Consider the following 17,010-nt stretch of genomic DNA (forward strand, 5'->3'; position numbering starts at 1 on the left):
GCGCGGCCGGCTCATGGCGGGCAGGCGGCACCGGTTTCCAGCCAGGCTTTGATCAGCGCTCCGAACTCCGCCTGAGTGCCGGGCACAGGCCTGCGGTTTGCGCCCGGATGCCATGCCCAGCCGACCAGTTCGTCCTCTGTCATGTGGTGGAGCAGTTCTTCTCGCGTCATGTGCGAGCGTGCGGGATCCAGAAGTTGCCTGCAGATATCGCCGAGCGTCTTGCCCTGCCAGGCCATCTCGATTGGAGCGAGCTTCCAATTGATATTGCCCGGCACACCGGACGCCTCGAAATTCTCAGCCTGGTGGCAGGTGCTGCAGCGCAGCGTCGACGCGCCACCACCATCAACGCCGCGCGTGACCCAAGGCGTGTGGGCGCGCATGCCATCTGTCTGCGTTGGCCGATCGGTTCGCGGATGACAGTTCATGCAGCGCGGGTGCTGTATCACGCGACCCACTTCCTCGAACAGCGCGACCGATCGCGCCCGTGGATCGGCGATCGCATCGAAGTCCGCCGCAAGGCGCAGGCGCTCGATCTCGACAGGCTGCAGCTTGGCCGCGAGCGTCTGTGTCTGCGGCATGGTACGGGGGTATAGCGCGTAGACAAGGCCGCCCGCACCCACCACCGCGATCAGCCCAAGTAAAGACAAGACGCCAACCTTAAGTCGGCGACGCCAGTTCCCGAAGGCGGGTGCATGCCAACTCATGTCGGTATACCGAGTTTCGATGCCGCGTCATGGATTGCCGCACGGATACGGTTGTATGTCGCGCATCGACAGAGGTTGCCGCTCATGGCCAGATCGATATCGCGGTCGGTTGGTTTCTCGATGGCGCGAAGCAACGCGATCGCACTCATCACCTGCCCGGATTGACAGAAGCCACATTGTGGGACGTCGTGCGCAACCCAGGCGTCATGGATTGCTCTCACCTCTGCGCCTTCTACCGCCTCGATCGTGGTGATCCGCGCGGATGAAGCCACCTCCAGCGAGAGGGTGCAGGAACGCATCGGCTCGCCATCAACATGCACCGTGCATGCGCCGCATTGCGCAGCACCGCAGCCATACTTCGTGCCGGTCAGCTTCAACGTATCGCGAAGCACCCAGAGGAGGGGAGTCTCCCCGTCATCTTCGACGTGGTGAACTTGGCCATTGACGGAGATCGCATACGACATGAACAACTCTCGGGATTTCAGCTATTTTCGCTTGAGAGACTATTCCTGTCCCGCTTAGACGAATACACGCAATCCTTCAAATAAATTGCCCATTCCTACAAATGCGTGATTGGCCGCTCAGCGGACGAAAAGTGCACGGCGTATCTGGGGACCTGCCGCGATGGTGCACCTGGGCTGGAAGAAATTTCTGATCCACCACCAACTGGAGCGGGTGAAGGCGACGCATCTAAAGGATCTGGAAGCCGCCCGGTATCAGGCCGACGTCTGAGGGCGCCGAAAGCCTTGCAAGGAAGAAGTCTGCGTGCATAATGTACTCCGTTGGGCTATGATCGTTTCATCACAAAACGATGGAGCAAGCTGATCTGCCTTTTCTCGCCTCGTGAGCGACAAGTGCAATTGGTCCACAAATCTAGGGCCAGGACCTTAGTCAACATTGACTAGTTGTCGCTGCTCCGTAATTTCGCGGTATGCCAGTGCTCGATCTCCGCAAGAGCGTTGGCGAGCCGGGGGCCGGGGGAGTGTGGACCCTTCGGTCGCCGATCCGTTTTGGCGACAGACTGCACTCCAGCATCTTTAAGCAAAAGAACCTGCGGCAACGATTCCTACGCTTTCCGATCCTGACCTATTCGTAACTCACGCTTTGCACTCGTCTTAGTAGACCTCCGCCCTGGACGTCAGACACGTGTACGAATACATCGGCCCCACCGTTCTCTGGCGTGATGAAGTAGTCGGTCAAATCGCATCCTTAGCGCAGGCCGAAGAAACCCAGCACCGCGAGGACGATGACGATCGCGTCAACCAGCCAGATGATATTGTTCATGATAAGCTTCTCCCTCAATTTCAGGTGCTGCAGGAATAGAGTTTCCGGTGGCGTCCCACGCGGATGGAACGTTGGCCGGCGACGTATTCGGCAGGCGCCGCAGCCGAAGAAATCAGGGGTCGCAGGAGCTAGATAAAAGGCGGGCGCCTTTGGGACGCTGGACGAGCGAGTCCACGACGCCGCCGTCGACTCTCAGCGCCGCACCGGTCGTGGCGGAGGCGAGGGGGAAGGCGACATAGACCACATGTTCGCGACTTCCTCCACGGTTGCCGGCCGCTCGATGATGGAGGTCGGGCGATGATCCAGTCCGAGAGCTTCAACCATCCGCTCCGAGATCTGGCCTGGCGGTCGTCGAGCAGCTTGGCAACGGGTTTCATGAAACCAGGTTTCCGGCCGCTGGCTCAGCCCGATCTCGAGCTGCCTGTCAGATCCCAATGCTTGCAATTGGCCTTTATTTCCGGCGTCGGCATTCGATGCTTTGCTCGAGATCGAACGGGGCGATGACGGTAATCCGTGCGGCGCACTGCACTGTGATGGTGCATTCCTGCACGGCTCGCCTGCATGAGTTTGACCAAGCTCTTGATAATCGAGTGAGTGGAGTCGTGTCCGCCGGGAGATGGCGCCCCATACCGCGGTGCTTGCGCCCGCTTGAGGGTTCTCTGCTGAAAAATTTTCCCGTTACCGAGCCACGCGACAGTGATTCCCGATGATCTCAATTTGAGGGCGCAGCATCGCTACGCTTTGTCGCCCGACGCCACCATGGTCAATGTCGATGGAGGCTTCCTCCCGTCCGAGACATCCGGCGGTGGGGGCACTGATGCCCAAAATACTCGTGACGCTTGTTCACCTATTGAAACGTCCCGCAACGCCCTTCAGAAAGTGGCCGTCAGAAATAAAAAAATATAATCTAATAAAATGTATTTTATCTTGTTGCATCCGGCTCGTGCCCGTATTGTCGCACTTGATTGAGGCTCGCCCACATTTGGGTGAGCCGCGCTGAGTGCATCGGGAGGAAAAGTTATGCATCTTGAAGGTATGGACACTGGCCTGAGGCGGGCGATAGAGGCGATCGGAGCTATCGACGATCATGCTCATCCTTTGCCGCTCGGAATGGAATCGCCCGGCGATCCGGAGCATCCCATCAACCGATACGATTACGAGCTGCCGAAGCGCATGCGGCAAGATAACCCGGAATATCTGGATGCCTGGGCTGCCCTTTGGGACTACGAATATCGCGATTTCGACATAGCCCATCTCGCCGACCTGATGGAGCGGAAGGCCGCCCACATGGCACAGAAGGGTGCCAGCTATAATTCCTGGGTCCTCGACCGCATCAACATCGATCGCATGGTCAACATCAACAGCGACATGCATAACTCCTTGCCGACCGCACGCTTTCCATGGTGCGCTCATGTGGAGTGGATGCTGTGGCCGCTTGCCTGCGAACCCATGCCCGGTGGACCCTCCAAGCTGCTCTCGGAGACCATGGAACGCAAACGAAAGGCGCTGGGTTTAGAAACTGCTCCGCCTGCACTCGACGGCTACATGGATGACGTGGTCTATAAAGGACTGAAGCAGATAAAGGATACAGGTGGCGTGGGTATAAAATTTAACACGCCCTATTATCGCGATCTTGCCTTCGGCAAGCATGAAAAGTCCGACGTTTCTGCCCTATATCTCAGGGGCGTCCGCGACGGAAGCCTCCCACCCCAGGAGCACAAGGTGGTTCAGGACTATGTCTTCCGTGCGCTGGTCGTCGAGGCGGGAAGGCTCGATCTCGGCGTCCAGATGCATACGGGTTATGGTGTTCGCCGGCAGTTCGGTATATCCGGCAGCAATCCGCTGCTGATGGAGTCGGTTTTTCGCGAAGCCGAGGGTACGCGTTTCATGATGCTTCATGGAGGCTGGCCATTCGTGAGGGAAACGGTCGCGCTGATGGGCTTCACGAACGTCTACAACGACTTCTCCTGCGCCGACATCTACCAGTATCCCCGTTCCCTGGCGCATCAGATCCGCCAAGCGTTGGAATGGTTTCCGGAAAAACTGATGTATGGGACCGACGCATACTCGGACCGTGTGTTCGGTATGTTGTCCGGGACACCACCGAAAGCCAATCCGCTGCACGGATGGGAAGAGAAGGCCTGGATCATCGACCGCACCGGACGTCAGGCGCTCGGTCTAGCCTTGAGCGGGATGCTTTCAGATCGCATCATCACGGCGAACGAGGCTGAAACCTATATCCAGATGGTCATGCGCGAGACCGTCTCGAACTTTCACAGGTTGGATGGGAGCTCGTCGTGAAGGCCGACGCGCTCGGGCGCTGAACGAACGGAGTATTTACCGAAGGCGCGGCGATCAGATCGCCGCGCCTTTATCATGTCCCTTTAGACTGGAATTTTGAAAAGCTCCGCGGCGTTCTTCCAGACGATACGCTGCCGGTCTTCGTCGGACAGCTCTGGCAGCGCTTCGATGTGCTGGAAGTAGTTTTCCGGTATAGCCGGCCAATCAGATCCATACATGACCTGAGACACGCCCGCGTTCCTGATCAAAACGCCCAGCGCCTCCAGGTCGAACGTGTTGCTGTCGTAATAAAAGCGCTTGAAATAGCTGCTCGGCTTTTCCTTCGCAGCATCGCGCGCGCCGCCGCGGTTCGTTTCCCAGCAGTAATCGACGCGGCCAGGATAGTATGGAAGATAGCCGCCGCCATGGCAGATACCGGCCTTGAGCTTTGGAAAGTCATCCATAATCCCCTCGTAGATCAGAGATGCCATCGCCAGGGTCTCCTCATGCGTGTTTCCAATGGCGTTGAACAGGAAGTACTTCTTCATGCGGTCGAAATCGACAGCGTTAAGTGGATGGACGAAGACGGGAACGTCGAGCTCCTCGGCCTTCTTCCAGAACGGCCGGAACTGAGCTTCGCCGATGTCCCTGGCCCGCACATGAGAGTTGATCCATGCGCCGCGGAAGCCCAGTTCCTTGACGCAGCGTTCCAGTTCGGCCGCCGCGAGATCGGGGTCCTGAAGGGGTACGGCCGCCATGCCGAAAAGGCGGTCAGGTTTATGGGCACAAAACTCGGCGATACCTGAGTTGGCCAATCTTGCGGCGGTCAGGCCGATTTCAGGTTCCATCCAAAGGCAGGTGTTGGGAAAGTTGACGCTGATGATCTGGATGTCCACCCCACGGTCATCCATCTGATCGATGCGGACCGCGGGCTGCGTCGATACGACTTTCCGTTTCTCCTCCAGCTGGATCATGTTGGCACTGGAATTGCTTCGTGAATTCTCCACATACCAGTCGTCGGTTCCGGGGCCGGTTGCGGTGATGGGATAGTCCTTCATGAACTCCACCACTTCCGGAACCCGAATATGGGAATGCATGTCGATTACGACAGGATACTTTTTGGCCATACCATCCTCCCTTTGCGGCGCTTCTTAATCACGCCGACAGGTTCTTGAACAATCGAAAACGTGGTCTTACGCGCTGTGCTGCAACGGCTTTTGGTTTACGGCACCGCCGCGCATGATGCTGATTAGAAGCCCGGACGGCGGAATACTGTTGCCGCGCCACGCGACATGCTGGTCGGGCCGCACAAGGACGAGATCAGCCCCATACAGGTTCCGAAGTTCCGGCCGGTCGAGTTTCACATGGTCCAGAGGGAGGGCAGCTGCCTTTGCCTCGGTCAGGAACTCTTCGATGCCCGAACTATGTCCCGAAAGAACCAGTAGTGTAAATCCACTGCCAAAGAGATCGTACAGCGATGTCTCGTCGTCGAGCCAACCGTGTGGGGCCAGATGTCCAGGGGCTGCGGTTGGCGTGTAAACCGTAACGTCCAGCGGCTTCAACGCTGCTTCGTTTTGCGCCAAAGCCGGCGAGTTCTCATAGCGATTGCCGAGTACGAGGCCGAGAGATCGGAATTCAGGTGCCTTGAGCCGTTCAATTTCTTCCGCCGCCCGCGCCCGAGCCGCATCGGCTTCCGGACCGGTCTGTCGCAAAAGCGTATCCGCGAACCGATGCGACAGATGGGAGACGTTTTTGGTAGCGCTCTCGACCACCTGCAGGTGCATCTGCCGCCTCTCGACCTCATAGCTTTCGAGAAGACCCTCGCCCCCCCAGCCTTCCAAAGCAGCGGCAAGCTTCCAACCGAGATCGACGGCATCGCCGATGCCTAGATTCATTCCGTGGCCGCCGAAGGGCGAGTGGAGATGACAGGCATCGCCGGCGAGGAATGCATGCCGCTCACGATAGCGTTCCGCGATCAGGCTGTGAACCACCCAGTCGTCCCGCATCGCGACTTCGAGCGGAATGGGGCGACCGATTGCTCGTTCGACTGTCGCGACCAGTTCGGCGGTCGGCGTCTCCCTGTCCGCAACCCGGGCGTAATACCACAAGTCGCCGTGATCCATCGGGCCGATAATGCAAGTGGCCTCGGGATCGACGATCCAGTGAAAGAGTGCCCGCGGCAGCGCCGGATCGTTTATCAGGCCAGGCAACCGAAGTATAAGCGTTGAAAATGTCACCAGATCGCTGCGGCCCTGCATTCGAATGCCCAGTTGCCGCCGCACCGAGCTTCGTCCGCCGTCCGCACCGACGATGTAGCGTGACTCGATCTGGCGGCTCACTCCAGAAGCGTCCCGTACGGTAGCCGTGACTCCGTTATCGTTCTGCGCGAATTCCATCAGCTCGTTTCCGAACTTAAGCGTCGCGAACGGGTGAGCGGCCACATGCTCGGCAAGTATTCCCTCGATAACATACTGAGGGATGAATTCCGCATGTTCGGGGAACTCGTTTCGGCGTGTCGGACTTGCGCAGAAAGAGTCCTCGAAACTGAAGATCGGTTTCGCAAAAAGCGATGTCTGGAAGAGCGTGCGGCGCGGGAAATCCGCGGACAACGGCGAGCGTTCACGGACCTCCCTTGCCAAACCCCATCGGCGCATGTGGCTCATCGTTCGGACGTTCGTCGTCTTCGCGCGAGGCTGAACCCCGGTCCTGTCGTTCTTTTCGACTATATGTACCCTACGCCCGCGCATAACCAGCTCGGTTGCCAGGGCTAGCCCGCATGGCCCGGCGCCGACTATCAGGACTTCCGTTTGGAGGTGCTCCATCGAAGGCTCCGATATTCAGGCTTCAGCGGAGACGACGTTCCGAAGCAGGCCGATCTTTTCGATCTCAACCTCGCAGATGTCGCCGGGCTTCATGAGAATTTTCGGTTCGCGTGCGAAGCCGACGCCAGAAGGGGTCCCGCTGACGATCAAGTCTCCGGGTTCAAGGGTCATGCCGATACTCAGCTTGGACACGAGGTCGGCAATGGAAAAGATAAGCTGATCCGTATTGGCATCCTGCAGAACTTCTCCGTTCAGCCTTGTCTGCAGTCGCAAGCCGGTGGCACCAGCAGGCAGTTCGTCCGCTGTGACGAATTCTGGTCCCATTGCACCAGTGTTGTCGAAATTCTTGCCGATGGTCCACTGGTTCGTTCTCAATTGAAAATCGCGGATCGATCCGTCGTTGAAGATCGTATAACCGGCAATGTGATCCAAGGCGGTGTGGAGCGGTATGGCGCGTCCTGCCTTGCCAATCACGGCAACCAATTCGCCCTCATAGTCGAACATTTCGGATACCTTGGGACGGATCAGCTCGGCACCATGTGGGACCAAGTTACTATTGAAACGGACGAAGACGGTAGGAAAACTCGGCGGTTCCATTTTGCTTTCGGATACATGGTCGGCATAATTTAGCCCGACGCACAAGACCTTGCCGGCGCGCCTAAACGGAAGCAGGTGTGTTACATCAGTCAAGTTCACCGGCATGCCGTGCGACAATGTCTCCGCCGCTTCGGAGTACTGGCCGTTTCGTACGATCTCGTCGAGATCTCCCGGCCATGCGGGGTCATCCGCAGTCAGGCCAAACCAGCCGGAAACGGTCTTTACCGCCAATCCCTGCTGGCCTCCCTTCAAGTAACTCACGAAACGCATCTGGGCCTCCCGATTTTCAATAATCTGACCATTTCGTAAAAAACTTCATATTGCAACAAAAAATATATATATTTGCTTATTTTGTGATTTGGTGCCATATCTAGCAGAATGGAAACCTATGCGAATCACAAGAGCAATACGGCACGGACCTACGAGGACCTCCGCGATGCAATTATAGATGCGAAGTATCCGCCGGGAGAGAAGCTTCGTATCGAGCAGCTTTGCAAAGTGCTGGACGCAAGCTCCGGCGCGGTGCGAGAAGCTCTTTCGCGGCTTACAGCCGAGGGGCTCGTACTAGCAGAACCGCAACGCGGCTTCGCGATTGCTCCAATTTCCCGCCGCGATCTCGAGGATCTCACGGATGTCCGGGTCGAAATCGAGTGCCGCTGCCTTGCCGAATCCATCGCAAACGGAGACATCGCCTGGGAGGGAAGAGTGCTTTCCCTCCAGCATCAGCTTCGGTCCCTTCAGCAGGGCCCCTATGCGCCGGGATCGCCGGAAACCCAGCTCTGGCACAGGTTGCACGAAGCCTTTCATCGCGAACTGACCTCCGCCTGCACGAACACGTGGTGGCAGCGGCTGCGCGAGCAGCTTTACCTACAATCGGAACGGTATCGCCGGCTGTCGGGACCGTACGAGGGAACAAGGCGCAACATTTCAGCCGAGCATGACGCAATCGCGAACGCTGCGATCGCTCGTGACAGCGAGACGGCCAGCCGCCTGATGGCTGAACATCTGCGTATGACGACAGAGATACTTTTGAAGTCAGCAATTCCTTCTACTGACAGCCCGCCCAAGAAGCGTTAGAGCTGGATCGCCCGTACCCCACAATGGGGGCGGGCGGCGTTAGAACGCGGTGCGGTCTGCCCCCTTGAGTGCGAGCATTTCGCGCGCTTCCTCTGGTGTTGCGATCTCATGTCCAAGCTCTTCAAGGATTCGCCGCACCTTTCGAACCTGCTCGGCATTGGATGAAGCCAATCGACCGCGGCTGATTTGAAGCGAATCCTCAAGACCGACCCGCACATTTCCGCCAAGCTGTGCCGCCGCCGCGGCCAACGGCATCTGGGCAGCGCCGGCCCCCAGCACGGACCAATCATAAGAGTCACCGAATAGTCGGTCGGCCGTCCGTTTCATGAAGATAAGGTTGTCGATCTCTGCGCCGATACCACCAAGAATGCCGAGCACGAACTGCACGAAGATCGGTGGCTTGAACCATCCCTGAGCAAGTCCAAATTTCAGGTTGTAGAGGTGCCCGACGTCGTAGCATTCATGCTCAAACTTGATGGCGTGCGGCTCCAGGGCGGTTGCTGCCTCGCGTATATCCCTGAACGTGTTACGGAAGATGTTGCCCTCGGAGCCAGCGACGTAATCCTTCTCCCAGTCAAACTTCCACGTCTCATAACGATCCGTCAGGGGATGAAAGGAGAAGTTTATCGAACCCATGTTGAGCGAGCACATTTCAGGTGAGAAGGTCAGGGCCGGCCGGAGCCGTTCGGCGACGGTATGCGTCAGGCTGCCGCCCGTGGAGATGTTTACGACCGCCCCAGTCGCTTGCTTGATGCGGGGGAGGAAGGCTGCGAAATGGTCGGTGTCTATGGAAACGCCGCCGTCATGGGGCCGGCGAGCGTGAAGATGCAGGATTGCGGCGCCGGCCTTTGCCGCCTCAATGGCCTGTGTCGCTATGTCGTCGGCGGTATAGGGGAGGGCATCCGACATTGTGGGTGTATGGATAGCACCCGTGATAGCGCAGGTGATGATCGTTTTCCTGTGTCGCGGAACCATGCGGGCGCCTCCTTGGATAAGATTACTTGCAGTTTGCCCGGTGATCGAGTTTCAATCACCGCTTGCCTAGCCAATTGCCGAGGAATCAGGTCACGCCCTGACCAGATCAAAACCGAAACTGGTTTCCCAGTTTGTCATCTGTTCAGGACGCCAGCTTTGAGGCCGGAGCGGATTCTGACGATGCCACGGACGCGGTTCGAATGTCCCGGTCGCCGGCAGATAGACGTCCATCTGCGTGTAAAGCTCGACCATCACGCGATCGGGATCGTAATGATAGCCCGCAAGATTGTGGCCGGCATAGTGGCGCGCTGGACCCCAGAGCGTGGAAAGGTTTGCAGCGGCCAACGTGTCGCACGCTTTCGGATGATCCGCATTGTCCGAAAGCTCAAAGGCTATGTGATGAACACGCGCTTCCGGAAGGCCGACGAGATTGACGACGTGATGATCCCGATTGCATGTCATGAAAGTAGCAACGCCACCTATGTCGTCGGCATAGTGGAAGCCCAGGAACTCCTCGTAAAAAGCGCGAAGTTTTCCAGCTTCCGGCGTAATAACGGCGACGTGACCAAGCCGCATTGGGGCAATGCCAATACGGCGAAAGCCCGGCCCGACCCCGATATCCGCATAAAACTGGAAAACGTTGCCTCCTGGAGCCACCACTTCGACAAGCTCCGGGATTCCAGGCTGGCTGTCGGTCTTTCTCTCCGCCGACAAGCCGAAATCTTCGAGATCGCGGATGAACCCGCCGATATCGGTTTCGGGCTTCAATTGATAGCCGAGATGCAGAAACGCTTTGTCATCAGCCTCGCGCAGGACCAGGTTGTGGTGCTCTGCTCCAACCGAAAGATAGACTGAGGATTTATCCCGTGCGGCCTCCGTCAGCCCCATAACTTCGCAGTAGTGTGCTTCAGATCGCCGCAGATCACGAACACCTAGTGCAACATAGCCAAGCTGAAAAACCCGCGGGTTGAAAACTTCGTTCATCTGCTCCTCCTCTGCGTCAGGCCTACCTACCTTAAAAAAATCTTCATTTCAATAAAAAATGTTTTTTCTGTTGATGTGCTGCGTTTGGCGCTTTAGAGTGCGCATGGGCGGAGGAGAAGGAGAATTGTTTCGCATGTTCAACAGCGTCCGGGTCGCGTGGGCTGTAAACTCAACCGAAATCTGTTTCCAATACCCCTGACATGGCGTCCACGCCAACGGCAGAATGCGCTCGGAAAGGACACTCAGTGACAATCGATATTTTCACCCACTTCTTCCCGAAGAGGTACCTTCAAGAACTCAGCGATCGAGGAGCGGGCCTCGGTGCGATCGCCGGAAGGATGAAGGGTCTGCCGGCCATACTCGATCTCGAAGCCCGTTTCCGTGCGATGGACGTTCTGGACGATTACAAGCAGATCGTCGCGCTGCCGAACCCCGCCGTGGAGGATGTTGCATCACCCACCGTAGCTGCAGATCTTGCCCGGATAGGTAATGACGATCTAGCCCTCATCGTCGATCGTCATGCCGATCGTTTCCCCGCCTTCGTCGCGTCAGTGTCCCTGCTCGATATCGACGCTGCATTGACGGAAATTCGGCGTGCTATTGAGCAGCTTGGTGCCAAGGGCATCCAGATCTATAGCAACATCGCAGGAAAGCCGCTGGATCTTCCGGAGTTCCTGCCGATCTTCCGGCTGATGGCGGATTACGATCTCCCAATCTGGCTGCACCCCACGCGTACCGCCGCCATGTCGGATTACAGATCGGAAGCGAAATCCCGCTACGAAATGTGGTGGTGCTTCGGTTGGCCTTACGAGACTTCCGTGGCAATGGCGCGCCTTGCCTTTTCCGGCATCTTCGACCGGCATCCCGATCTCAAGATCATCACCCACCATCTCGGCGGGATGGTGCCCTTTTACGAAGGGCGCCTGGGTCCAGGCATGAAGTTTCTGGGCAACAGGACGCCTGACGAAGATTACAGCACGGTGCTGACTTCGCTGAAAAAGCCGCACATGGACTACTTCCGCATGTTCTACGCCGACACCGCGATGTTCGGCGGCGCTGCCGGCTTGCCAACCGGTCTGACCTTCTTTGGCACCGACCGGATCGTGTTCGCGACCGATGCGCCTTTCGCACCTGTCCGCGAGACGTTCGACGCGCTGAACGAACTCGATCTTGCAGCGCAGGACAGACAGAAAATCCTCGAAGGCAATGCCAGGAAGCTCCTCAAGCTTTCTTCTGTCTGAGTCACTCAAATCAAGCATCACCAGTGGAGGACGAGTAGATGAGCAGATTGAATGGTAGGACGGTCATCGTGACTGGGGGAGCCCGGGGCATAGGCGCATCATATGCGAGGGCAGTGGCGGCAGAAGGAGCAAATGTTGCGATATGTGATATCCTCGATACGAGCGACATCGTATCGGAGATCGGAGAGCAAGCCTGGGGTAGCATCTCTGACGTGGCGGACGCCAATTCAGTGAGGACATTCGTAGACGGCGTGCTCGATCGCTTTGGTCGCATCGACGGTCTGGTCAACAACGCCGCTCTTTTCGCCACGCTTGGCAAGAACAAACCGTTCGACGAAATCGACACCGAGGAATTCGACCGGGTCATGCGGATCAACGTCGGTGGCGTTTTCGAATGCTGCAAAGCGGTCATGCCGACCATGCGTAAGCAAGGCTACGGCAAGATCGTCAATATCTCCTCCGGCACGTTTTTTAAAGGAACGCCGGGCAAAGCGCATTATGTTGCTTCGAAAGGTGCCGTCGTGGCTCTTACCCGGGTCATCGCGCGTGAAACGGGTCGCCACGGCGTACGCGCCAACTGTGTTGCGCCCGGGTTTACGCTAAGTGAGGGTGTACTCGAATGGGGCGAGGAGGTCGCCGCGCATAGTACACCTTCCGTCGCTTCCCGTTGTATAGCACGCGACCAACAGCCCGAAGACCTCAATGGCGCGATTGTCTTCCTGTTGTCTGCCGAGAGCGACTTCATCAGCGGCCAGACGCTGGCGGTCGATGGCGGGTCGGTGATCCACTGACACGAACAGCGCGGACCCGGATGCGGATCCGCGCACTTCTAATGAAGTTACATTGAAGATTTCGCAGCGCGGATCGCTTGCCAGAGACGGCAGGGTGTCAAGGGCATCTGCACATCGGTCACGCCGAGCGGCCGCAAGGCGTCTTCAACGGCGCTGACGATGGCAGCCAACGACCCGGTCGTTCCCGACTCGCCGACACCTTTTGCTCCCAGGGGATTGGATGGCGTCGGATCCGGCAGATCGATGATCGTCAAGGAGCGGGGCATATCCTCGGCACGCGGCATTGCGTAGTCCATGAACGAGCCGGTCAAAAGCTGCCCGGTTTCGTCATAGACGACTTCCTCCATCAAAGCCTGCCCAAGCCCTTGGGCAATGCCGCCGACGAGTTGACCCTCGACGACGGCGTGGTTGATGACGTTGCCGCAGTCATCGACCGCGGTATATTGAACAATCGCGAGCTTGCCTGTCTGGGGATCGATCTCGACTTCGCAAATATGGCAGCCGTTGGGGAACGAAAAGCCTGGCGACCTGAAGACTTCGACGGCATCCAGCGTCTCTTCGATTTGCTTGCCTTGCCTTTTCAGCGCCGCAACCCGCTTGGGAACGTCGAGAAATGCTATGCGTTCACCAGTGCTGCCGATCGTGTAGTAACCGTCGGCATAGTCGATGTCGTTATACCGGCCATCGGTGATCGAGCCGACCATCATGCGCCCGCGGGCAATCGCGCTGTCCGCCGCCTGAAAAGCCGCGGAGCCGGTCATCTGCCCGACCCGTGAGCCGACCGCCGGCGACCCCATTGGAACCTGGTCAGAATCTCCGGCGATGAAGCGGATATGCTCATGGCTGATGCCGAGACGCTCGCTGACGATGTGCGTTATGGTCGAGAGATGCCGCTGGCCCGTCGACACACCTGTGATACGCAGTTCCACGAAGTCGTCCTCCGTCACGCGAAAGTCGAGCGGTTCCATGAAATTGGCGCCAGCGGTTTCAGCGAAAAGCGAGCAGCCGATACCGCGGACAACGCCATTTTTGCGGGCGGCTTCACGTCGCCTTTCAAAATCTTCCCAATCTGAACGACGGACGGCTTCTTCTAAGACGGCGGAGAAGTCGCCGCTGTCATAGACCTGGTTCATGGGTCCCGTGTAGGGGATCCGGTCGCGTGGAATGAGATTGCGGCGACGAACCTCGATTGGATCGATCCCGATCGTCCGGGCAGCCTTGTCCATTAGACGTTCCAGCATGTAGGTGGTTTCTGGACGTCCTGCACCGCGGTAAGGCGATGTCGGAACCGAATTGGTGTGAACCCCGATGCTGCGGATCGCGATTTCGGGAGTTAGATAGGGACCGGCGATGTTTTCCGCTATGACGGAGGACTGGACGCGCGTTCCGATGCCGATGGCATAGGCGCCGATGTTGGAGACGATGTCGCAGGAAATTCCGGTCACGCGGCCGTTATCGTCGAAAGCGCCGGTGATCTTGAGCGCACTGTCACGCGCTCCCTGATCGGCCATCAATGCCTCGGATCGAGTGGACGTCCAGCGTATCGTCCGGCCAAGAACCCGGCTCGCCACCGCAACCGCGACATATTCAGGATAAACGTAGACTTTGAGACCAAACCCGCCTCCGACATGCTTGCTCACGACGCGCACGCTTTCCGGGGGTACGCCAAGCGCGTCAGCTAGCCCCTTGCGCAGGAACGTCGTCCCCTGGCTGCCGGCGTAGAGCGTATAGCGTTCGGTTTCACGATCGTAGCTTGCGACCGCCGCGCGGGGTTCCAGCGGGCTGCCCGCCAGCCGCTGGTTCCGTAGGCTGACGGACACCGTGTGGGCGGCATGTGAGAGAGCTGAATCGACTGCCTCTTGGTTTCCGGCAAGCCATGTGTAGCTTTGGTTCGCTGGCGCTGTATCCCAGATCGGCGTATCCGGCGCCTCGGTCGCTACCTTGGGGACCATGAACGGTTCCAAATCCTCGATATCAAGATCGACGAGGTCCGCAGCGTCCTGCGCCGCGCCAGCTGTTTCCGCCACGATCAGCGCGACGCACTCACCGATGTGGCGGATCCTGTCGCGGGCGATGGCCGGGCGTGGCGTTCTGACGTAAGGGACTTCCGTCTGGCCGTCTATTTCGAAGAGAGGCACCATGAACGTGATGGGGTTGCACCCGGCGGCGGCTAGATCCTCCCCGGTGAATACTCCGACCACGCCGGGCGCAGCCTTTGCAGCTTCTGTATGGATGCCGCGAATGATGCCGTGGGCGATGGAAGATCTTACGAACACACCCACCAGAGCGTCCTGGGTGATGATGTCGTCCGTGAACTGGCCCCGGCCTGACACGAGGGTCTCACCCTCCAGATCGAGAGGCGCCTGTGCATGTCCGGATCTGCCAGCCATGTTCATAGTCTCCACGTCCTACCATGCATTTCTAGAACCTCGCCCTTTCGGGTCGCATAACGACATTTTACAAGACTGACACTATTGCTCTGACGGCCCGGGCCGTCAGCACCGAGATGAGGTGAGCGCGATAGTCCTTGGTGCCGAAAAGGTCCTCGATCATCTCATCGGGTGAGACAGAAAGTTCCTCGACCGCCGACGGGTCAAACGTGTCCACTAGGCGTGATTCCGCTTCGTGCCATCGAAAAACGCCATCACCCGATGCTCCGGTGACTGCGGCGCCAACCCGATCAGAGTATTGGGCCACAAAAACCCCAACCAATGCAAAACGGGAGGCGGGCTGGATGAACTTCTGATAGTTGGCCGATCTCGGCACCTGAAAACGCACGGCCACTATAATCTCGTCATGCTCCAAAGCCGTAGCAAAGATCCCCTGGAAGTAATCTGTCGCGGCGATCTCACGGCGATCGGTTATGATCGTGGCATTGCACGCCAGAACCGCCGACGGGTAACACGCTGAAGGATCATTGTTCGCGAGCGAGCCACCAATCGTGCCGCGGTTACGCACGGCGGGATCGCCGATTCCGCCTGCCAGCTTCGCTAGCGCTGGAAATACTTCGTTGACCTCCCTCGCGACGACAGCGTGCGACGTGCCACCTCCGATGGTCAACGTCTCACCTTCAATGGTGACACCCTTCATGCCTTGAACGGCGTTCAGGCTTATCAGCACGGATGGTGCCGCCAAACGCTGTTTCAACGTCGGCAGGAAGGTCTGCCCACCGCCGAGAAATTTTGCATCCTCGTCTGCGGCCGCTATTGAAACGGCCTCAGCGATAGTCTTGGCCTTGATGAATTCAAAATCCTGCACAGCAAATCTCGCCAGTTGTCTATGTATGTTCGGATTCAAACTCACCGAGTGCCTGCCCGGATGCTGTCAGAACAGCCCTTACGATGTTGCGATACCCTGTGCATCGACACAGGTTGCCCTCCAGATAAACCCGGATTTCTTCGACAGTGGGCTTGGGGTTGTCCTTGAGTAGTGCCGTCGCGCTCATCACCATTCCAGGCGTACAGAAACCGCATTGCAAGGCATAGTGATCCACGAACGCCCGTTGGACCGGCGACAGCGTTCCGTCAGGCTGGGCGACACCTTCTATCGTGACGACGTCAGACCCGTCCGCTTCCAACGCCAGCATGGTGCAGCTTTTTACTGCACACCCATCGACATGTACGACGCAACAGCCACATTGGCTGGTATCACAGCCCACATGCGTGCCGGTAAGACCAAGCGTCTCTCTCAGAAAGTGAACAAGCAACGTTCGACCTTCCGCATAGCCCGCCGCGATCTGACCATTCACCACGAGACTTATTTCCAGCACTTCAATACCTCCCACGTCAGGCTTCTACAGGCCGGTTTTCCACAGCGGTCTTGAACCGCTGGAAAAAGTCGTCTGCCATCTTTTTCGCAAACCCGTCGATTAGGCGGCTTCCGAGTTGGGCCAACTTGCCACCGATGTGCGCCTCGACCTGATAAACCAAAACGGTACCTTCTTCCGATGGTGTCAGCGTCACCCTGGCATTGCCCTTGGCGAAGCCCGCCGCGCCGCCCTTTCCTTCGCCTTGAAGCACAAGGCCGACCGGCTCATTGAGTTGATCCAACGTCACCGTGCCCTTGAAGGTCGCCTTGACCGGGCCAACGCGCTGGACGACAGTCGCCTCGAAGCCTGTTTCGGTAGTGCCAGTCAGTTCTTGGCATCCCGGCACGCAGTCCTTCAGGACGGCGGGATCCAACAACGCTTTCCATACTATGGCTTGCGCAGCCTGAATATGCTGCGACCCATTCATCTCCATAGACGGCTCCAATA

Annotated in this window: 16 protein-coding genes and 2 pseudogenes; 5 read left to right on the plus strand and 13 right to left on the minus strand. The window is 58.0% G+C overall.

Features of this window, described 5'->3' with window-relative positions:
* Positions 1–11: 11 nt before the first annotated feature.
* From AM571_RS21315 to AM571_RS21325, 3 genes and pseudogenes are all read right to left on the minus strand, one after another.
* Positions 12–704 carry an Isoquinoline 1-oxidoreductase subunit gene (locus tag AM571_RS21315; RefSeq protein WP_074063508.1) on the minus strand — a complete coding sequence of 231 codons (693 nt, stop codon included), beginning with the start codon at positions 702–704 and terminating at the stop codon, positions 12–14.
* Entirely contained in the window at positions 701–1,168 is a 468-nt protein-coding gene (locus tag AM571_RS21320) for a (2Fe-2S)-binding protein (protein WP_074063509.1), read from the minus strand. The genes AM571_RS21315 and AM571_RS21320 overlap by 4 nt, the downstream gene beginning before the upstream one ends.
* Positions 1,169–1,770: 602 nt before the next feature.
* Positions 1,771–1,904, minus strand: a pseudogene (locus tag AM571_RS21325) (cold-shock protein).
* Between AM571_RS21325 and AM571_RS37020 the strand changes: the two are divergent.
* On the plus strand, positions 1,851–2,027 hold the full coding sequence (locus AM571_RS37020) for a hypothetical protein (protein WP_196776361.1): 177 nt from the start codon (positions 1,851–1,853) through the stop codon (positions 2,025–2,027). The pseudogene AM571_RS21325 and the gene AM571_RS37020 sit on opposite strands and share 54 nt — an antisense overlap.
* A gap of 73 nt (positions 2,028–2,100) precedes the next feature.
* Here AM571_RS37020 and AM571_RS21330 read toward each other — a convergent pair.
* Positions 2,101–2,285, minus strand: a pseudogene (locus tag AM571_RS21330) (hypothetical protein); the annotation flags it as partial.
* A 723-nt stretch (positions 2,286–3,008) separates the two neighbouring features.
* On the opposite strand from AM571_RS21330, the gene AM571_RS21335 reads away from it, so the two are divergent.
* Complete coding sequence (locus tag AM571_RS21335) at positions 3,009–4,289, plus strand: amidohydrolase family protein (protein ID WP_074063510.1); 1,281 nt, start codon at positions 3,009–3,011, stop codon at positions 4,287–4,289.
* Between the two features lie 83 nt (positions 4,290–4,372).
* Here the strand turns inward: AM571_RS21335 and AM571_RS21340 are convergent, their stop codons facing one another.
* The 3 genes from AM571_RS21340 to AM571_RS21350 all read right to left on the minus strand — a co-directional run bounded on the left by AM571_RS21340 (position 4,373) and on the right by AM571_RS21350 (position 7,957).
* Positions 4,373–5,395: an amidohydrolase family protein gene (locus AM571_RS21340; RefSeq protein WP_074063511.1), complete on the minus strand. Its 1,023-nt coding sequence runs from the start codon at positions 5,393–5,395 to the stop codon at positions 4,373–4,375.
* Positions 5,396–5,461: 66 nt separating this feature from the next.
* Positions 5,462–7,090 (minus strand): FAD-dependent monooxygenase, encoded by a 1,629-nt coding sequence (locus AM571_RS21345; protein ID WP_074063512.1) that lies wholly within the window; start codon positions 7,088–7,090, stop codon positions 5,462–5,464.
* 15 nt (positions 7,091–7,105) lie between these two features.
* Positions 7,106–7,957, minus strand: a complete 852-nt coding sequence (locus AM571_RS21350) for a fumarylacetoacetate hydrolase family protein (protein ID WP_074063513.1) — start codon at positions 7,955–7,957, stop codon at positions 7,106–7,108.
* A gap of 108 nt (positions 7,958–8,065) precedes the next feature.
* Between AM571_RS21350 and AM571_RS21355 the strand changes: the two genes are divergently transcribed.
* Positions 8,066–8,764 (plus strand): GntR family transcriptional regulator, encoded by a 699-nt coding sequence (locus AM571_RS21355; RefSeq protein ID WP_074063514.1) that lies wholly within the window; start codon positions 8,066–8,068, stop codon positions 8,762–8,764.
* 39 nt (positions 8,765–8,803) lie between these two features.
* On the opposite strand, the gene AM571_RS21360 is transcribed toward AM571_RS21355, so the two are convergent.
* Together AM571_RS21360 and AM571_RS21365 are read right to left on the minus strand one after the other, a co-directional pair.
* Positions 8,804–9,739: a 3-keto-5-aminohexanoate cleavage protein gene (locus AM571_RS21360; RefSeq protein ID WP_074063515.1), complete on the minus strand. Its 936-nt coding sequence runs from the start codon at positions 9,737–9,739 to the stop codon at positions 8,804–8,806.
* A gap of 90 nt (positions 9,740–9,829) precedes the next feature.
* The gene (locus AM571_RS21365) at positions 9,830–10,723 is read right to left on the minus strand and encodes a VOC family protein (RefSeq protein ID WP_074063516.1); all 894 of its coding nucleotides are present in this window, start codon (positions 10,721–10,723) and stop codon (positions 9,830–9,832) included.
* 245 nt (positions 10,724–10,968) lie between these two features.
* Between AM571_RS21365 and AM571_RS21370 the strand changes: the two genes are divergently transcribed.
* Positions 10,969–11,964, plus strand: coding sequence for an amidohydrolase family protein (locus AM571_RS21370; RefSeq protein ID WP_237358594.1), 996 nt, complete (start codon positions 10,969–10,971; stop codon positions 11,962–11,964).
* 38 nt (positions 11,965–12,002) lie between these two features.
* Positions 12,003–12,755 (plus strand): SDR family NAD(P)-dependent oxidoreductase, encoded by a 753-nt coding sequence (locus tag AM571_RS21375; RefSeq protein WP_074063518.1) that lies wholly within the window; start codon positions 12,003–12,005, stop codon positions 12,753–12,755.
* A 47-nt stretch (positions 12,756–12,802) separates the two neighbouring features.
* On the opposite strand, the gene AM571_RS21380 is transcribed toward AM571_RS21375, so the two are convergent.
* The 4 genes from AM571_RS21380 to AM571_RS21395 all read right to left on the minus strand — a co-directional run bounded on the left by AM571_RS21380 (position 12,803) and on the right by AM571_RS21395 (position 16,996).
* Positions 12,803–15,145, minus strand: a complete 2,343-nt coding sequence (locus tag AM571_RS21380; RefSeq protein WP_074063519.1) for a xanthine dehydrogenase family protein molybdopterin-binding subunit — start codon at positions 15,143–15,145, stop codon at positions 12,803–12,805.
* 67 nt (positions 15,146–15,212) lie between these two features.
* Positions 15,213–16,013, minus strand: coding sequence for an FAD binding domain-containing protein (locus AM571_RS21385; protein WP_074063520.1), 801 nt, complete (start codon positions 16,011–16,013; stop codon positions 15,213–15,215).
* Between the two features lie 19 nt (positions 16,014–16,032).
* Complete coding sequence (locus tag AM571_RS21390) at positions 16,033–16,539, minus strand: (2Fe-2S)-binding protein (RefSeq protein ID WP_420493386.1); 507 nt, start codon at positions 16,537–16,539, stop codon at positions 16,033–16,035.
* 1 nt (position 16,540) lies between these two features.
* Positions 16,541–16,996, minus strand: coding sequence for an SRPBCC family protein (locus tag AM571_RS21395; protein ID WP_074063521.1), 456 nt, complete (start codon positions 16,994–16,996; stop codon positions 16,541–16,543).
* Positions 16,997–17,010 lie beyond the last annotated feature (14 nt).

The organism is Rhizobium etli 8C-3 (assembly GCF_001908375.1).
Classification (GTDB): domain Bacteria; phylum Pseudomonadota; class Alphaproteobacteria; order Rhizobiales; family Rhizobiaceae; genus Rhizobium; species Rhizobium etli_B.

Bases quoted from the DNA above. Each gene is read 5' to 3' on its own strand.
- AM571_RS21335 (WP_074063510.1), top strand. From the start codon at position 3,009: ATGCATCTTGAAGGTATGGACACTGGCCTGAGGCGGGCGATAGAGGCG.
- AM571_RS21365 (WP_074063516.1), bottom strand. From the start codon at position 10,723: ATGAACGAAGTTTTCAACCCGCGGGTTTTTCAGCTTGGCTATGTTGCA.
- AM571_RS21395 (WP_074063521.1), bottom strand. From the start codon at position 16,996: ATGGAGATGAATGGGTCGCAGCATATTCAGGCTGCGCAAGCCATAGTA.
- AM571_RS21340 (WP_074063511.1), bottom strand. From the start codon at position 5,395: ATGGCCAAAAAGTATCCTGTCGTAATCGACATGCATTCCCATATTCGG.
- AM571_RS21380 (WP_074063519.1), bottom strand. From the start codon at position 15,145: ATGGCTGGCAGATCCGGACATGCACAGGCGCCTCTCGATCTGGAGGGT.
- AM571_RS21315 (WP_074063508.1), bottom strand. From the start codon at position 704: ATGAGTTGGCATGCACCCGCCTTCGGGAACTGGCGTCGCCGACTTAAG.
- AM571_RS21360 (WP_074063515.1), bottom strand. From the start codon at position 9,739: ATGGTTCCGCGACACAGGAAAACGATCATCACCTGCGCTATCACGGGT.
- AM571_RS21350 (WP_074063513.1), bottom strand. From the start codon at position 7,957: ATGCGTTTCGTGAGTTACTTGAAGGGAGGCCAGCAGGGATTGGCGGTA.
- AM571_RS21355 (WP_074063514.1), top strand. From the start codon at position 8,066: ATGGAAACCTATGCGAATCACAAGAGCAATACGGCACGGACCTACGAG.
- AM571_RS21320 (WP_074063509.1), bottom strand. From the start codon at position 1,168: ATGTCGTATGCGATCTCCGTCAATGGCCAAGTTCACCACGTCGAAGAT.
- AM571_RS21375 (WP_074063518.1), top strand. From the start codon at position 12,003: ATGAGCAGATTGAATGGTAGGACGGTCATCGTGACTGGGGGAGCCCGG.
- AM571_RS21345 (WP_074063512.1), bottom strand. From the start codon at position 7,090: ATGGAGCACCTCCAAACGGAAGTCCTGATAGTCGGCGCCGGGCCATGC.